The following is a 15,003-nucleotide window of genomic DNA, read 5'->3' as shown; positions in this document are numbered from 1 at the left end:
TTCTCTGCCGACAGCGCTGGCGCTGCCGATTTTAGGAAGTTTTTGTATGAAGGTTTATTAGAAAGTGAAGGTTACGTCAGTCCAGAAGCGATGGTCTTTGGTGCGATCAAAATCAGCAGCAATACCAGGAAGCTCTTTCAACAGCTTGGATTCGGTGTTGTAGTATGCAACATTAGCTACGATGTTTTTAGCGAGGGTGTAGTTAGCGCCTACGCCGAAGCCCTTGAAACCGGTCATGCCAAAGGTGTTAGCATCGGTGGTGTGTGCAACATAGGTTTGTGCGCCTTGGTCATAGTATTTAGCCCATGCGCCCCAGCTGCCTGCATCCTCAGCCTTAGCACCCTTATAGGACAGGCCGATAACGAAGCCGTCATCATCAAGATATTGATCAATAGCGTTGTTAATATCGATGTTACCAATATTATTAGATTTGTCAGCAGACAAATCACCCTTCAGATACATAGCGGACAGATTGAAATGCCCCATATCATAGCTCAAGCCTGCATGCCAGATGCCGTTGTCAATATCAGTTTTGTCAAAGTTACCATTGTCAAATGCAACAGAGCCGGTTCCCATATCTTTGAATTGAGTGTAGCCGGCAGTAGCCTTCAAGCCCTTAGCCAACTCGCCTTCTACTGCCAAGCCCCAATACTTGCCGCCATTAGTAATATCACCAGTTTCAGTATTAATGCCATCATTTATCATAAACGGTACTACAGTAATATCATCAGTTGCCTTGCCTGCAAAGCCTTTTACCTTAACCTTGTTGCCATAAGACAGCTCCAGACCATCAGCACGGGTATCATAGATATTGCCGTCAGCAATTACCAGGTTATAACGGCCTGCACGTACTGCCATGCCGCCCAGCTTGCCGTCTACATAAGCGCGTTGGAAGCTTGTATTTTCATCACCGGCATTATTATTCAGGTTCTGAACATTCTGCAGCATGCCGGTGTAGGTCCAGTCATCATTAATCATACCGTTAATCCAGATGCGGGAACGGATATCTGCCACATGGTTGGAATCATTGCCCAAAACTCTGTAACCTCTGTCTAAAGTCCTTCTTGACATTGCACCGTCTTGGTCAACATAACGGAAGCGAACTTCACCGGTAATTTTTACATTGTCAGCCTTTTTCTCCAGGTTAGCTACGCGCACGCCCAGGCTGTCCAGCTCGTCAGCAAATTCTGCTGCCAGCTTGTCAACATTAGCGCCCTTTGCCATTGCTCTAGCAACGATTTGTGCCATTTCATAGCGAGTCATCAGCTTATCGCCGCCGAAGGTGCCGTCACCATAACCATCGATTACACCTGCAGCTGCCAGCTTGCTGATGCTGTCATATGCCCAGTGGCCGGCAGGAACGTCGCTGAAGGGGTTAGCAGCGTAAGCGGATGCGGTTACGCCAAGAGCCATTGCCATTGCGAGTACTAAAGATTTTTTCATGGGAAATTCCTCCTCTTTAAGTAAAGTATTTTTTTACCTTGCGGAGGCTTGCGCTGCCTGTTGCCAAAATTTGCCTTGTTTCATTTTGGTTTTTGCATTGCTCGCTCCGTTCGGTAAAGTCGGAAAAGCAAGAAGGATTAATTGTTTTTCCTTTGCTTCTGGCTGTAGTATATCGAATTTTTAGTAACTTGTCCCTACCCGAAATGGCAAATTCGGGTAGGATGAGGGGAAATTTTGGGGAAATTTGGAGAAAATTTTAGAGATTTTGGGTTATACTTCTAGCAAATTTCTTATCTGCTCTCACATTTCCCCCTTTAGTCGCTAACGCGACAGTTCCCCCGAGGGGGAAGCAAGAACGTGCTAATGAAGGTTAATGGAAAGCTATTAGTCTTGCCTGCCCCTTGGGGAAGGTGCCGAACGTAGTGAGGCGGAAGGGGGTTGCGAGCTGGCGGAAGGGGGGCCGCAAGCAGATGAGACTTTAATAAAGAAAGATGAGGCTCTCCTCGGGGAGAGCTGGCGCCCGCTATGGCGACTGAGAGGGGACTGCAGTTTATAGGCTTACATTTGAATTTAGATTGAAGAAAATTCGTACACAAAGATTATTTGCTTGCAACCGTTATGCTTACGAATAGCATTATTTTCAGAATATCCCCTCTCCGCCTCGACAAGCTCGGCACCTCTCCCCAAGGAGAGGCTCTTTATTACTGCTTTTCCATCTGTAATGTGCCGAACGTAGTGAGGCGAAAGGGGGGCCCTACACCCCCACTTTTTGTAATTTCTGTGAAATCGTCAGAAATTAGCACTCAATGCTTGACAGTGCTAACAAATAGTGGTATAACATAATCAACAAAGGAAATGAGCTACAGGAGCTACAAGGGCAGCACCCGCAAAGCACAAATCCCGCGTTGGCAAATCAAATCAATACTTGCTGCATCAACATTAAAATGACTACAACAAGCGCAATAAAACTGGAGGAATGACTTATGATGATGCCTAGTGTATTTGGTGAAAGCTTATTTGATGATTTAATGGATTTCCCGTTTGAAAAAGAGTTCTTTGGTCATCGTAATCCGTTGTACGGCAAACATGCTCAGAACGTTATGAAAACCGATATCAAGGAATCGGATACAGCTTATGAAATGGATATCGACCTGCCGGGATTCAAAAAAGAGGACGTCAGCGCCAAACTGGAAAACGGTTATCTGACCATTACCGCCGCTAAAGGCCTCGACAAGGACGAAAAGAACGATAAAGGCGTTTATATCCGCCGTGAACGTTACAGCGGTCAATGTGCAAGAACCTTCTATGTCGGCGAAGCAGTTACCCAGGAGGATATCAAAGCTAAATTCGAAGACGGTATCCTGAAGGTTACTATTCCTAAGGTTGAGCCTAAAAAAGTCGAAGACAAAAAATATATTGCCATTGAAGGCTAATACATAAAAACCACATCATCCTTTCAAAATGAAACAGCCGCCGGAGCACATGCTTCGGCGGCCGTTTTGTTGTTATGTTAAATTAAATGTTGTTTCTCGGAACCAGGTCTTCGGACTTCAGAGTGCCTTCCTTAGCGCGCTCTGCAAATTCGGCAGTTGCGGTAAAGAGAACGTCACTGGAGCTGTTGAGCGCAGTTTCGCAAGCATCCTCCAGTACGGAGATGATGAAGCCAACGCCAACAACCTGCATAGCGATATCATTGCTGATACCAAAGGAAGCGCAGGCAACCGGAATCAGCAGCAGAGAGCCGCCGGCAACACCGGAAGCACCGCAGGCACCAACGGTAGAAACGATGCACAGCAAGAGAGCTGTCGGCATATCAACATGAATGCCCAAAGTATTGGCAGCAGCCAGCGCCAGTACGGAAATTGTGATGGAAGCACCGGCCATGTTGATGGTTGCGCCTAACGGAATGGAAATTGCGTAGGTATCAGGATTCAGGCCTAGACGTTTGCACAGAGCCATGTTAACCGGAATGTTAGCAGCGGAGCTGCGGGTAAAGAAAGCGTACACGCCGGATTCGCGGATGGTTGCCCAAACCAGCGGATACGGATTGCGGCGGATGTTGAAGTAAACAATCAACGGGTTCATAACCAGCGCTACCAGGAAGTAGGAGCTGATGAGCACTGCCAGCAGGTGTACATAGCTGGAAATTGCGGACAGACCGCTGTCGCTGATAGAGGTTGCCACCAGGCCCATGATGCCCAGAGGAGCGAAATGGATAACCCATTTAACAACCAGGGTGATTGCCTTAGCAACATCATCCAAAGCATTTTTGGTAGTTTCGTTGGCAGCCAGGTTCATAGCAATACCGAATACTACAGCCCATGCCAGAATGCCGATGTAGTTAGCGTTCAGCAAAGCAGCAATCGGGTTATCTACAACACTCAGAATCAGGTTATGCAGAACCTCAACGATGCCGCTGGGCGGGTTGAGCTTAGCATCCGCAACCTGCAGGTGCAGAGTGGTAGGTGCCAGGAAGGACAGGCTTACACCAACTAAGGATGCAAAGAATGTGCCGATAACATATAAGCCGATAATAGGCTTCATGTTTGCTTCGCCGCCGCTTTTCTTTTTGGCCATAGCGTTCATAACCAAGAAGAAAACCAGCACCGGAGCAACGCCCTTTAATGCTTTTACAAACAGGTCACCGAAGATGGTAACAACAGGTACCGCTTTCGGTACATAAAGTGCCAGCAGAATGCCGATGACAAGACCAACGGCAATTTGCTTGATGAGTGCGACTTCATTGATAATCGCAGCAAATTTTCTAAACATAATGAACTCCCCCTAAATTTATACTCCCGTATATAACGATGTTCATAGTATATATCATAAGCTAAATAATGTCAAGTCTACAATGAGTAATGTATTTGTAGAGTAGACACGTAATTTATCCGTACTCATAAAAGGGACTAACATCCTTAAAATGTAAATAAGTGTTAAGCTTGTTACAAAATTATGCAGACTGTAAAAAAGTCTCACGTACTATTGTGCAATGAGAGAATATAATCACCGGCAGTTGACACACTGTTCAAGATAAACTATGCTATAAGTATACAAAATACATTTTTACTGCACAAAAAAGCTATAATATTATAGAAGGGAGCTGCTTACATGGCGGTAAGAGCTGATTTACATATACATACAACGGCCTCAGACGGCACCTGGACTCCGCCGGAGCTGATTGCCGAAGCGCAAAAGCAACAGCTGGGGCTGATTGCCGTAACGGACCACGACAGCGTAGCCAACGTTGCAGAAACTATGACGTTGGCAGCGGCAGCAGGCATTACACTGCTGCCGGCGGCGGAAATCTGCTCCACGAAGGAGGCTTTGTCGTTTCATATTCTGGGCTATGGCATTGATATCCATAATAAACAGCTGCTGGAACTGATGCAGCATAACGAAGCACTGTTAGAGCAAAAGGATGTGGACAGCATTCATCTGCTGGCGCGCGACGGCTGGCCTGTCGATGAAGCGGAGTTCGCTCGTTATACCTATGACAGACGCCGCGGCGGCTGGCGTGCCCTCGCCTATTTGATTGACAAAGGACTGTGCACCGGCGTGGGCGATTTCTTTCAGCGCATCTTTACGCCGGAGCATGACCTGGGCTTTCCAGAGTTTCCTGCCATCAGCGAGGTAATCACAGCAATTCACGCCGCTGGCGGCGCAGCGCTGTGCGCGCATGCCGCCAGTGGCTTTCACGGGCCCGGATTGGAGCGTGTGCTCGACATCCTGCGGACGGAGAAATTCGACGGCTTTGAATGCTACCACTCAAACCATTCGGAAGAAGGAACACAGCGCCTGTTGCAGCATTGTCAAAAGCACGGTCTGCTTATCAGCGGCGGCAGCGACTGCCATGGTACATTTGTGCCGGGGAGACGTTTGGGACAGCCTTTGGTCACTGCCGATATGCTGCGCTTAGACGGCCTTTTGCCGCAAGATGTAAAATAATCCGAAAAATATTTGTTAAAGCACGAAAAACGTTCGACTTTTTCGTTGGACTGTGCTATGATATTACCATAAAATATAACAAAGTTAACACTGACAAGAAATTCCGGCACTGAGCCTGTATTTACTTGTTGAGAAATTTTTAGGAGGCATTAAAATGCAAGAGTACAAACCGTTTAAATCCGGCAAGGTTCGTGAGATGTATGATGTTGGTGACAGCATTATTATGGTTGCCACTGACCGTATTTCCGCATTTGACCATATTCTGAAAAACATGATTGTGAAAAAAGGCACTGTGCTGACTCAGATTTCCAAATTCTGGTTCGATCTGACCAAAGACATCGTTCCTAACCATATGATTTCCGTTGATACCAAGGATATGCCCGAATTCTTCCAGAAACCCGAATTCACCGGCAACAGCATGAAATGCAAAAAGCTGAACATGCTGCCTATCGAATGCATCGTTCGCGGCTACATCACCGGCAGCGGTTGGGAAAGCTACAAGAAAACCGGCGAAATCTGCGGCATTAAGCTGCCCGAAGGCCTGCAGGAATCCCAAAAGCTGGCTGAGCCTATCTTCACCCCCAGCACCAAGGCTGAAATCGGTGACCATGACGAAAACATCAGCGTAGAGCAAAGCATCGAAATCCTGGAAAAACTGTATCCGGGCCGTGGCAAAGAATATGCTCTGAAGCTGCGTGACTACACTATCGCTATCTACAAAAAATGTGCTGCCTATGCTCTGGAGCGTGGCATTATCATTGCCGACACCAAATTTGAATTTGGTCTGGATGAAAACGGTGAGGTTGTACTGGGTGACGAAATGATTACCCCGGACTGCTCCCGCTTCTGGCCGCTGGAAGGCTACAAGGTTGGCCAAGGCCAGCCCTCCTATGACAAACAGTTTGTCCGCGATTGGCTGAGCGCTAACCCGGATGCAGGCTACGAGCTACCGCAGGATGTTATCGACAAAACCATCGGCAAATACATCGAAGCATATGAACTGCTGACAGGTCAAAAGTTTGACTTTTAATTCTGAAAATGCTTTAAAACTGTAACTTTTGTTGCAGTAGCAACAGGCTCAGGAAAAATTTAACGCTCTTTACAAAAAAATTGTTTACAACCATGGACATTGGTTGTATAATTTCACCATAAACAACAACGGAGTTGGAACAGCGCAAGCTGTCTGTTTCCGTTGTTGTTTTTTGTTTCTCCGATCACTGCAGATACAATACATTAGTGTAAGAGAATCCGTAAATAAAATAGTGCTTAATCGCGTAACGCATCACCACCGTAAAAACAGAGAAGGTGGTTCGTGGAAGCGGCCAATTGAGGGGACTTTTGGAAATGCTAAAAGCACAAAGCACTGACGGCTGAGGGGCCGGACAGCAGTTACGCGAAATAAAAACGCCCGCGGCGAGCGGGTTTTTTATTTTGTCACGAAAAGTAAAATTCCGGCTGATAAAACATGTAAACTTCACTAGCAATTATCTGCATAAAAAGGTATAATTAATGTAATAAATGTACGAAAAAATTTCCTATTTAGGATAGTTGGAGGTTTCATAGTGGCAATAGACACGTCATTACCTAAGGATATAAGGATTTTGCAGGCAGCGGAAGAGGTTTTTTCGCAGCATGGCTATGAAAAGGCTACGCTCGATGAAATAATAGCCCTGGCTGACGTAGGCAAAGGAACTGTCTATAAATACTTCGGCAATAAGGAGCACCTTTTCTACAAGCTGGTTGCCGATAAAAATGCGCCTTTTTTAGAAAAGCTGCACCAGGCTGTCAACAGCGTAGACAGCTTTGAGGAAAAGCTCAAAAAATATTTTGAGGTAATGGTGCATTTTTATATTGCCAACAGTACTCTGTGGCAGATTATCTGCTTTGAAATGCTCGGTGGCACCAATGGCTGCAGGGTTGAGCCTGACGGTGACGATTTTAAGGTTATCCCACGCTACAACTCTGTGAAAGTGAGCGAGGAAACGAGCGAACGCATCCTGCGTTACCACAAAATCCTGCATGATGAATATGATATTTTAGCTCAGCTGATTACTAAGGCAATGCAGGACAACCTGCTGAAGGAGGATACTGTACCAGAGATTACCACCAAATTTGTTTTCTTTGGTGTAGCTATGAGCATCTTTAACCAAAGTGATGATATTGCTGCCGATATGACGGACGAGGAAGCAGCAAGAATAATTACCGACCACTTTTTGCGCGGCAACGCACGTTGACGCGCATAGTAAAAGCAGCTGCCGCTAAGCGGCAGCTGCTTTTACATTTGTTATAGCTTTTCGCCTGTTATTCCTCTACATAAGCGGCAGTAATGATACCGGTGTAGCAGGTGTGCCAATCCTTGTTGGCATACCATTTTTCACCCAGTTCCTTGTCGAACTTGTCCTCCGCCATGGTGTAATGCTCCACGATTTTGCATTCCAGGTGCAGGCCGCAGCCCTTGATAACAGGAACGCTGACGGTCTCGCCTGTTTCCGTAGTTAAGCCTGCAGCTGCAAACTTGTCCAGATTACGGCCGGACTTGCTACCGCACAGACCAAGTGCCGGCGCAAAGCCCTCGTTAACCGGGAAGCTGACGGTAAATTCCGGGTTAGCGTCAATCAGCTCCTTGGTATAACGGCTTTGGCGCACCATAACGGTGAAGGTAGGCTGTCCCCACTTAAAGCCCAGGCTGCCCCAGCCGATCGTCATCGTGTTCTGCTTGCCGTCGGCAGCAGTAGTCAGAAAGGCACCCTTAGACAGAGTTTTTAAAATTGCTTCGCCCTGCTCAAAGGCGTTGATTTTTTTCATAGTCATAACAAAACCTCCTCATTTGCTTTACAAGAATATTATACAGCGTTTGCGCAAGCTACTTCCACCTCAAATAAAACAACAAAAACGGATCTAAAATATACAGACACTGCGCTTTATATTCCAGCGCATCCAGGTCAGGCATTGTCGCTTCAACAATTTTAATAATTTTGTTGATGGTTGCAGAAATAATCGTACTGGAAAGCAGCTCTTTGCTAAGCAATAAGCCTTTGATTCTCTCCTTCAAGGTAACCATACTCAGCTCGGTAACAGGCGGATCCGCCTTAAACGCCAACAACAGCAAATGATAAATATCCACACTGCCCTGTGCAAGCGCATAAAGCTTACGTCTGCCAATCCCCCGCACTGGTCCCTGTACAATCGCCTTGACCAGGCGCTCATAATGTGCGTAATTTCGTGCTGTCTGCTTAAAGGCAAAATGCACCAGCTCCAGGCTGATAGGCTGCTTTTTCTGCATTGCTGCAAAGGCCAGCTGAAAGCAATTTTCCTGCATCAGCTGTGGCGAAGTAATGCTTTCCTGCGCCAAAAGATTTTCTTCGGCCTCGCCTATCGGCATGCCCAACAGCTCAAAGCCCTTGACAGCAATAGCCTTTAGCTCGGCTGCAGTCCACGGCAAAATTTCAATCGAGGTAGTTCTGCCAATTAAATCAGGATTGCAGATAATTGCTTCATCACTTCGATGCGGTAAGGAAATGATTACCGCCTTCAAACCGTTAAAAAGCTCTGTTTTCAAGGTACGTGCAATATACATCTGCATCTCTCGCGCTACATAATGAAAATCGTCGATTACCAATACCTTATCATTATCAATCAGATACTGGATTATCTGGCGCTCTGTTCTGTTGTTGGTCATTGCCAGCTGCTGATTAAAGGCAGAACCATTAGTTTTATTGATGCTTACTCCCATATTAGCTACACCAAAATTAACAGCAAATTGCGCCTGCCCTGTTTTAGCAGCAGTATCCTGCCCGCCGGTTGTCGTTACAACTGCGTCTGACAGCGGCAGCTGCTCCGCAATATGGTTCCAAAAATCTGCTTTAGTGCTTATTTGGTTACCGCTGAGTGCAATGTAGCTTTCAGCAGCTATGGCCTTATGACAAAGCACTGTTTTGCCGGATTTAGATGCACCGGAAACAAAAATCAGGTTTCCCTTCATCGCCAGCGCACGTCTTAATCTGTCATCAACAGTTTCTTCATCATCAAGCTTACGGGAAATATATGTATTTTGAGGAAAAGAACGCGGACTAAAAACATCTTCAATTTGATAATTCACGTTGCTCACCATCCTTGTAACAAACTGTTATCTAAATTATAACATATCACCAATGAAGTTGTTGAAATTTCTGCATCAGTAAGCAAGGCAGCATCTAAAAAGGCTCCCCTCCTGAACGTTACTGTTCAGACGGGGGAGCCTTAAAAATACTATGCTCGCATCGCTTTGACGAGAGAAACAAATTCCTCCTCATTCTGTGCAAAATGATAGGGTGCATACTCGCCAAAAGCTGTAGGTCTGCTAATTGTCACTAACTGAATGCCTTTGGCAGCAACAAGCTCATTTAAAAATCTTTTTAATTCTACCAAATGCTTTCCATGCATAGTTTTCAACGCATAACAACCATGTTTTGCTGTATCCTTAGCAACCAGATAACACATCACGCAAAACCTCCTCAAATTCAATATCTGTCTTTATCAATCCATTCTCATATTTTTTTCTCATTATACAACCAACAGTATTCGGAAAATTCTTTTTATAAAGATAATCATGCAGCCAGTTGTTAATCTGTCTGTCATATAACGTATTAAACTGAATCTCTATTGGATAAAAGCTATTATCAATCTGAAAGTAAACATGTACTCCTCTATAACCATCATCATCCATTTTTCCATGAGACATATCGGCTATATGAAATAACTCTTTGTCAAAATCTAAAATTTCCTTATATGCATCGCAGAAGGCCCTAAAACCCAGAACATCATTAAATACCTGCTTGACCGGTTTATTAGGATAATAACGATTATATTTTCCTACGATTGATTCTAAACTTTTTATTCTATAGTCAAGCGCAACATCAGCCAAAAGGGTTTGCTCATCAAGCCAATTAGTCATGTCAGTCAGTTCTTTTATAAGCTCTGTCTTATCAAAATGACGCAATGTACGATTTAACGATAGTGGCAAATGACTTTTAAAAGATAATCTCTGCAGAATTTCAATAGATAAGCCATTTAATTCCAAAATATTGTTATTCATATCGCAACACTCCTTATAGCTATTATATAGAAAAGCATGTTAAAGCTCAAGAAAAACTTCTGTTACAATATTATATGCTATACTCATTTGCATTACACTAATAAACAGGAAATCCGATAATATCTAAAAAGGCTCCCCTCCTGAACGTTTCCGTTCAGACGGGGAGCCTTAAAAATTTAAGCCGGGCAACTTGCTTTGCGCAAAAAATTGTCCGTATATTCTATGGCTAGCTTTATATCACGATAAAGAAGTGCTATACTTTAGTCAGGAATATCCAAGGAGGTCTTAACCATGCTCAAAAAATTTTTAGCCGTAGCTCTTTTGGCCTGTGTTGCTCTAAACGGCATCGCCCAAGCAGAAGAATCTGCTACCGAGAAAGAAAAGATACAAATTTTAGACCTATACCACATTAACCCTGATAAGACGAATATCAGTATGCAGCAATATAAAAACGAAGAATATGGCTTTAGTTTTGCAGTACCTGAAAAAGATTACAAAGAATATCAAAGTAAAAACAAAAATATCCTATACTCTTTTCGCGGCGATGGAAGAGTTTTTCTCGTTGATTGTCGCCCGTTTATCCTTAAAGCTAAAGATTTAAAAAAGCTGAACACCAAGTTTTTTTACGAAAAGCTAGCTAACCTGGAAGCGAAAGGCTATAAGATTCTGCTCAAAGAACAGCTCTCCATTGCCAAATACCCGGCAATGCGTTTTTCATACTACTTACCTGAGAAAGAACTAGCTATTTTTGATGATTACATAATCATTACACCAAATGGTACTTATAAATTTAGCTACGTGGGAAATAGATTTATCTATCCTATTGACGAAAAATTATTTCTCCCTAAAATAATCCAATCCGTTAAAATTACTCCTCTAAGCGATGATATTTACAGACGTCCTTTTACCACAAAAACTCTAAAAGATTATCCTGCATCCTTTACTACGCCAGCTAACTGTATACTAATGCCTATAAAAAATGATCCCCATCACACATTCGCCTATTCTAATGGTTATTTTTTCGTCAGCCCCATGATTGTAAACATTACTGATAAAGCAGAGTTAAGCTTTTATCCTAATTCTTTTGCTAACCTTAGCGATAAAGATAAAGAAACACTTGCTGCTAAAGAAGCTGCACGCATACAAAAGAAAGTAGAAGCAAGGCAAAAAGAAAATCCTAAATACAAGCTTGACAATATCAAAGCTCAATTTATCACTATTGGCGGTGAAAATTGCTTGAATGTAAGCTTTGATTTGTCCAGTTCTACGGAAATGGATTATATCTTCGTTAGGGATGGCAAATTTATTTCCTTTGACTATCAATATCCGTTTGATGATGCCAAACGGCAGAAGGCTGCAGTAGTAAAATCTGCCAAGTCTATCAGATTTAATCAGTAAGCTAAAGATAAAAAGGCTCCCCTCCTGAACGTTTCCGTTCAGACGGGGAGCCTTAAAACATTAGGCCGGGCAGATTTTGATATGCAAAAAAACTTGTCTGTATATCTTATAGGTAACTTTATATCACTATAAAGAAATGCTATACTTATATCATCTAAAGCAAAGAAGGTGCCCTCATGCTCTACGGCGGTATAAAAATAGAAGAAACTCAAAGTATCATCGTTATACTTGGCGAAGACAACAAACTTTTCATTCCCCATGACATTATTGTTGCCAACAATACCACAGACATCCAAAATTTTGTAAATTCAATGCAAAGAGGTGGCATTACACCTGAAAAAATTTGCTTTGCTATAACCCCTGTCCATGTTAACAGTATAGAAGCCTTTAACAGCTTCAGACAAATTTTCATGCAAGCATCCTACGATTTACGCATAATAAACACTGCTGCTCAAGGCGATAGTTTTATAGTTGTTACCAAAAGCCGTAACGCTAATGAAGAAGCAACAGCCAACGCATTTATCCTTAAGCATAATTATAATGACAGTAAATATTTTTTACAGAGCGATTTTCGTCAAAATTACTTCTACAATTGTAATTTAAGCGATTATTTCAACCTAATATTTGCTGCGGTATTCATGTTTATTGCCATTTATTTTTTATACTATGGCATACTTTTTGCTGTTCCTCACTTTTTAATAGGTGCCGGTTTGACAATCTGTGATATCCGTCATATGTATTTTGCTAAAATGTCCATAAAAAAGCATACGCCTATTTTTAGTATTGATAAAAACGGCTTGCAGCAAAATTATAAAATCAGATGGCACTTTCTTGAGCCGCTAAAGATACCACGAACAATATCCTGGAAGCAAATCGAAAAAATTGAAGCTTATAAACCAATTATTTGCATCAACCATGATAATAATGAAAGGATTAGTATATGCGTAGCCGGACAGAGTGAAATCACCTTAAACTTCTTTGTCATTGGTATAGACCACGAACATAATTATCGTACACTTTTATTTTACTGGAAATTGTTTCGCAACAACAACCAATAAATTAATATTGAGCAGTAAAAAGCACCTCGCTCAAACGTAAAATTTACGTCAAAGCAAGGTGCTGATTTTTATGCTTTTAATCCACGCAGATATTGCTAGGATATGTATGCCTTATTGCATTTTTTCTTTGAGCATTTTAGTAACCATGCCCGGGTTAGCCTTGCCGCGAGATTTTTTCATAATCTGGCCAACGAGGAAGCCGATAGCCTTATCCTTACCGGCTTTATAGTCAGCAACGGATTGCGGGTTCTCAGCGATGGTTTCTTCAACCAGCTTGAGGATAGCGCCTTCATCACTAACCTGCTCCAGACCGAGCTTCTTAACGAGAGCCTTCGGAGCCTCGTCCTCTTTGAGCATTTCAGCAAATACCTTTTTAGCCAGCTTGCTGGACAGCACGCCGTCTTTAATCAGGTTAACCAGCTCTGCCAGATGTGCAGGGGTTACCTTGAAGTCAGCAATGGTAATGCCTTCGTTGTTCATGTAAGCAGATACATCGCCCAGCAGCCAGTTGGAAACTGCTTTGCTGTCCTTAGCGGTCTTAACTGCTTCATCAAAGTATTCAGCCATAGCCTTGGTGGAAACGATCTGGGAAGCGTCATATTCCGGCAAACCATGCTCGCTCATCAGGCGTGCCTGACGTTGAGCCGGCAGCTCCGGCAGAGTTTCACGGATACGCTCAATCCAGGCATCGTCCAGCTGTACCGGAACGAGGTCAGGCTCAGGGAAGTAACGATAGTCATGTGCTTCTTCCTTGGAACGCATGGACAGGGTTACGCCGTTAGCTTCATCCCAGGTACGGGTTTCCTGAACAACGTGGCCGCCGTCCTCCAGAACCTCTTTTTGGCGTTCAACTTCATAGTTGATAGCGCGCTCCAGAGCACGGAAGGAGTTCAGGTTTTTGATTTCGGCACGGGTACCGAATTCCTTAGCGCCTTCGGGCATGATGGAGATGTTAGCGTCGCAGCGCAGGCTGCCTTCCTGCATTTTGCAGTCGCAGACATCGGTATATTCCAGAATTGCTTTCAGATTTTCCATGTAAGCACGAGCTTCGGCAGCACTGCGCATATCCGGCTCGGATACAATCTCAATCAGCGGTACGCCTGCACGGTTGTAGTCAACTGCGGAGGAGTCGGAGGTGCTGATGGTTGCGCCGCTGTGGTTCAGCTTGCCTGCATCCTCTTCCATGTGGATACGGGTAACGCCGATGCGTTTATGCTCGCCGTCTACAACGATATCAATGTGACCGCCCAGGCAGATAGGCTTATCAAATTGGGAAATCTGATAGTTCTTGGACAGGTCAGGATAGAAGTAGTTTTTACGATCAAATTTGTTGTATTTCTGGATATCGCAGTTCAGCGCCAGGCCTGCTTTGATAGCGAAATCAACAACCTGCTTGTTCAGCACAGGCAGTGCACCTGGCATACCCAGGCAAACCGGGCATACATGGGTGTTAGGCAGGCTGCCGAAGGCAGTGGAGCAGCTGCAGAATGCTTTAGTTTTTGTTTTCAGCTCGGCATGAACTTCCAGGCCGATAACGGTAATATATTTAGTCATTATTTGTTACCTCCCAGCGGTGCGAATACTTTATGATATTCGGTTGCCTGTTCAAAGGTATAAGCAGCACGCAGAATGGTTGCTTCGTCCAGAACCTTGCCGATCAGCTGCATACCGATAGGCATGCCGTCATCAGCAAAGCCGCAAGGAATGGAAATACCCGGCAGACCAGCCATGTTAACCGGAATAGTGGTTACGTCCAGCATGTACATGGTCAGCGGATCCATCTTGTCGTTAATGCCGTAAGCAGGAACCGGAGAGGTCGGAGTCAGCAGCACGTCGCATTTTTCAAACGCAGCTTCAAAGTCGCGGCGGATGAGGGTACGAACCTGCATAGCCTTGTTGTAGTATGCATCATAGTAACCGCTGCTCAGTACGTAGGTGCCCAGCATAATGCGGCGGCGTACTTCCTGACCGAAGCCTTCGGTACGGCTCATGGTGGTCATTTCCGGTGCGGAGGTTGCATCTACATTGCGGTAACCGTAGCGGACGCCGTCGAAGCGTGCCAGGTTAGCGGAAGCTTCAGCA

The 15,003-nt window shown here is 44.3% G+C and carries 14 protein-coding genes; 6 read left to right on the top strand and 8 right to left on the bottom strand.

Annotated elements, in window-relative coordinates:
• Positions 1-57 precede the first annotated feature (57 nt).
• Positions 58-1,443: an S-layer homology domain-containing protein gene (locus BN587_RS11140; RefSeq protein ID WP_021721221.1), complete on the bottom strand. Its 1,386-nt coding sequence runs from the start codon at positions 1,441-1,443 to the stop codon at positions 58-60.
• Positions 1,444-2,426: 983 nt separating this feature from the next.
• Between BN587_RS11140 and BN587_RS11135 the strand changes: the two genes are divergently transcribed.
• Positions 2,427-2,876, top strand: a complete 450-nt coding sequence (locus BN587_RS11135) for an Hsp20/alpha crystallin family protein (RefSeq protein ID WP_009145490.1) — start codon at positions 2,427-2,429, stop codon at positions 2,874-2,876.
• A gap of 82 nt (positions 2,877-2,958) precedes the next feature.
• Here BN587_RS11135 and sstT read toward each other — a convergent pair whose 3' ends face one another.
• The gene (gene sstT / locus BN587_RS11130; protein ID WP_021721220.1) at positions 2,959-4,215 is read right to left on the bottom strand and encodes a serine/threonine transporter SstT; all 1,257 of its coding nucleotides are present in this window, start codon (positions 4,213-4,215) and stop codon (positions 2,959-2,961) included.
• A gap of 339 nt (positions 4,216-4,554) precedes the next feature.
• Here sstT and BN587_RS11125 point away from each other — a divergent pair, with 339 nt between their 5' ends.
• The 3 genes from BN587_RS11125 (at position 4,555) to BN587_RS11605 (ending at position 7,625) form a co-directional block, all read left to right on the top strand.
• Positions 4,555-5,391 carry a PHP domain-containing protein gene (locus tag BN587_RS11125; protein ID WP_021721219.1) on the top strand — a complete coding sequence of 279 codons (837 nt, stop codon included), beginning with the start codon at positions 4,555-4,557 and terminating at the stop codon, positions 5,389-5,391.
• A 154-nt stretch (positions 5,392-5,545) separates the two neighbouring features.
• A complete protein-coding gene (locus BN587_RS11120) occupies positions 5,546-6,421 on the top strand; it encodes a phosphoribosylaminoimidazolesuccinocarboxamide synthase (protein ID WP_021721218.1) in 876 nt (291 codons plus the stop codon).
• 532 nt (positions 6,422-6,953) lie between these two features.
• A complete protein-coding gene (locus BN587_RS11605; protein ID WP_021721217.1) occupies positions 6,954-7,625 on the top strand; it encodes a TetR/AcrR family transcriptional regulator in 672 nt (223 codons plus the stop codon).
• A gap of 67 nt (positions 7,626-7,692) precedes the next feature.
• Here BN587_RS11605 and BN587_RS11110 read toward each other — a convergent pair whose 3' ends face one another.
• The 4 genes from BN587_RS11110 to BN587_RS11095 form a co-directional block, all read right to left on the bottom strand.
• Positions 7,693-8,202 (bottom strand): flavin reductase family protein, encoded by a 510-nt coding sequence (locus BN587_RS11110; protein ID WP_021721216.1) that lies wholly within the window; start codon positions 8,200-8,202, stop codon positions 7,693-7,695.
• A gap of 52 nt (positions 8,203-8,254) precedes the next feature.
• The gene (locus tag BN587_RS11105) at positions 8,255-9,490 is read right to left on the bottom strand and encodes an ATP-binding protein (protein ID WP_021721215.1); all 1,236 of its coding nucleotides are present in this window, start codon (positions 9,488-9,490) and stop codon (positions 8,255-8,257) included.
• A 149-nt stretch (positions 9,491-9,639) separates the two neighbouring features.
• The gene (locus BN587_RS11100; RefSeq protein WP_021721214.1) at positions 9,640-9,870 is read right to left on the bottom strand and encodes a DUF6718 family protein; all 231 of its coding nucleotides are present in this window, start codon (positions 9,868-9,870) and stop codon (positions 9,640-9,642) included.
• On the bottom strand, positions 9,851-10,465 hold the full coding sequence (locus BN587_RS11095) for a hypothetical protein (protein WP_021721213.1): 615 nt from the start codon (positions 10,463-10,465) through the stop codon (positions 9,851-9,853). Before BN587_RS11095 ends, BN587_RS11100 begins: the two co-directional genes overlap by 20 nt.
• A gap of 291 nt (positions 10,466-10,756) precedes the next feature.
• Here BN587_RS11095 and BN587_RS11090 point away from each other — a divergent pair, with 291 nt between their 5' ends.
• Both BN587_RS11090 and BN587_RS11085 read left to right on the top strand, forming a co-directional pair.
• Positions 10,757-11,863 carry a hypothetical protein gene (locus BN587_RS11090; protein WP_021721212.1) on the top strand — a complete coding sequence of 369 codons (1,107 nt, stop codon included), beginning with the start codon at positions 10,757-10,759 and terminating at the stop codon, positions 11,861-11,863.
• 176 nt (positions 11,864-12,039) lie between these two features.
• On the top strand, positions 12,040-12,921 hold the full coding sequence (locus BN587_RS11085; RefSeq protein WP_021721211.1) for a hypothetical protein: 882 nt from the start codon (positions 12,040-12,042) through the stop codon (positions 12,919-12,921).
• A gap of 111 nt (positions 12,922-13,032) precedes the next feature.
• Here BN587_RS11085 and gatB read toward each other — a convergent pair whose 3' ends face one another.
• Together gatB and BN587_RS12150 are read right to left on the bottom strand one after the other, a co-directional pair.
• Entirely contained in the window at positions 13,033-14,475 is a 1,443-nt protein-coding gene (gene gatB / locus BN587_RS11080; RefSeq protein ID WP_009145483.1) for an Asp-tRNA(Asn)/Glu-tRNA(Gln) amidotransferase subunit GatB, read from the bottom strand.
• On the bottom strand, positions 14,475-15,003 hold a 529-nt coding region (locus tag BN587_RS12150), incomplete at its 5' end, for an amidase family protein (protein WP_044484968.1). The genes BN587_RS12150 and gatB, both read right to left, overlap by 1 nt.

Source organism: Phascolarctobacterium succinatutens CAG:287 (genome assembly GCF_000434895.1).
In the GTDB taxonomy this organism is placed as follows: Bacteria; Bacillota; Negativicutes; order Acidaminococcales; family Acidaminococcaceae; genus Phascolarctobacterium_A; species Phascolarctobacterium_A succinatutens_A.
This window is presented reverse-complemented; position numbering and strand designations above follow the sequence as displayed.

Coding starts and splice junctions, on each gene's coding strand:
- BN587_RS11140 (WP_021721221.1), bottom strand. CDS start 1,443: ATGAAAAAATCTTTAGTACTCGCAATGGCAATGGCTCTTGGCGTAACC.
- BN587_RS11135 (WP_009145490.1), top strand. CDS start 2,427: ATGATGATGCCTAGTGTATTTGGTGAAAGCTTATTTGATGATTTAATG.
- sstT (WP_021721220.1), bottom strand. CDS start 4,215: ATGTTTAGAAAATTTGCTGCGATTATCAATGAAGTCGCACTCATCAAG.
- BN587_RS11125 (WP_021721219.1), top strand. CDS start 4,555: ATGGCGGTAAGAGCTGATTTACATATACATACAACGGCCTCAGACGGC.
- BN587_RS11120 (WP_021721218.1), top strand. CDS start 5,546: ATGCAAGAGTACAAACCGTTTAAATCCGGCAAGGTTCGTGAGATGTAT.
- BN587_RS11110 (WP_021721216.1), bottom strand. CDS start 8,202: ATGACTATGAAAAAAATCAACGCCTTTGAGCAGGGCGAAGCAATTTTA.
- BN587_RS11100 (WP_021721214.1), bottom strand. CDS start 9,870: ATGTGTTATCTGGTTGCTAAGGATACAGCAAAACATGGTTGTTATGCG.
- BN587_RS11095 (WP_021721213.1), bottom strand. CDS start 10,465: ATGAATAACAATATTTTGGAATTAAATGGCTTATCTATTGAAATTCTG.
- BN587_RS11090 (WP_021721212.1), top strand. CDS start 10,757: ATGCTCAAAAAATTTTTAGCCGTAGCTCTTTTGGCCTGTGTTGCTCTA.
- BN587_RS11085 (WP_021721211.1), top strand. CDS start 12,040: ATGCTCTACGGCGGTATAAAAATAGAAGAAACTCAAAGTATCATCGTT.
- gatB (WP_009145483.1), bottom strand. CDS start 14,475: ATGACTAAATATATTACCGTTATCGGCCTGGAAGTTCATGCCGAGCTG.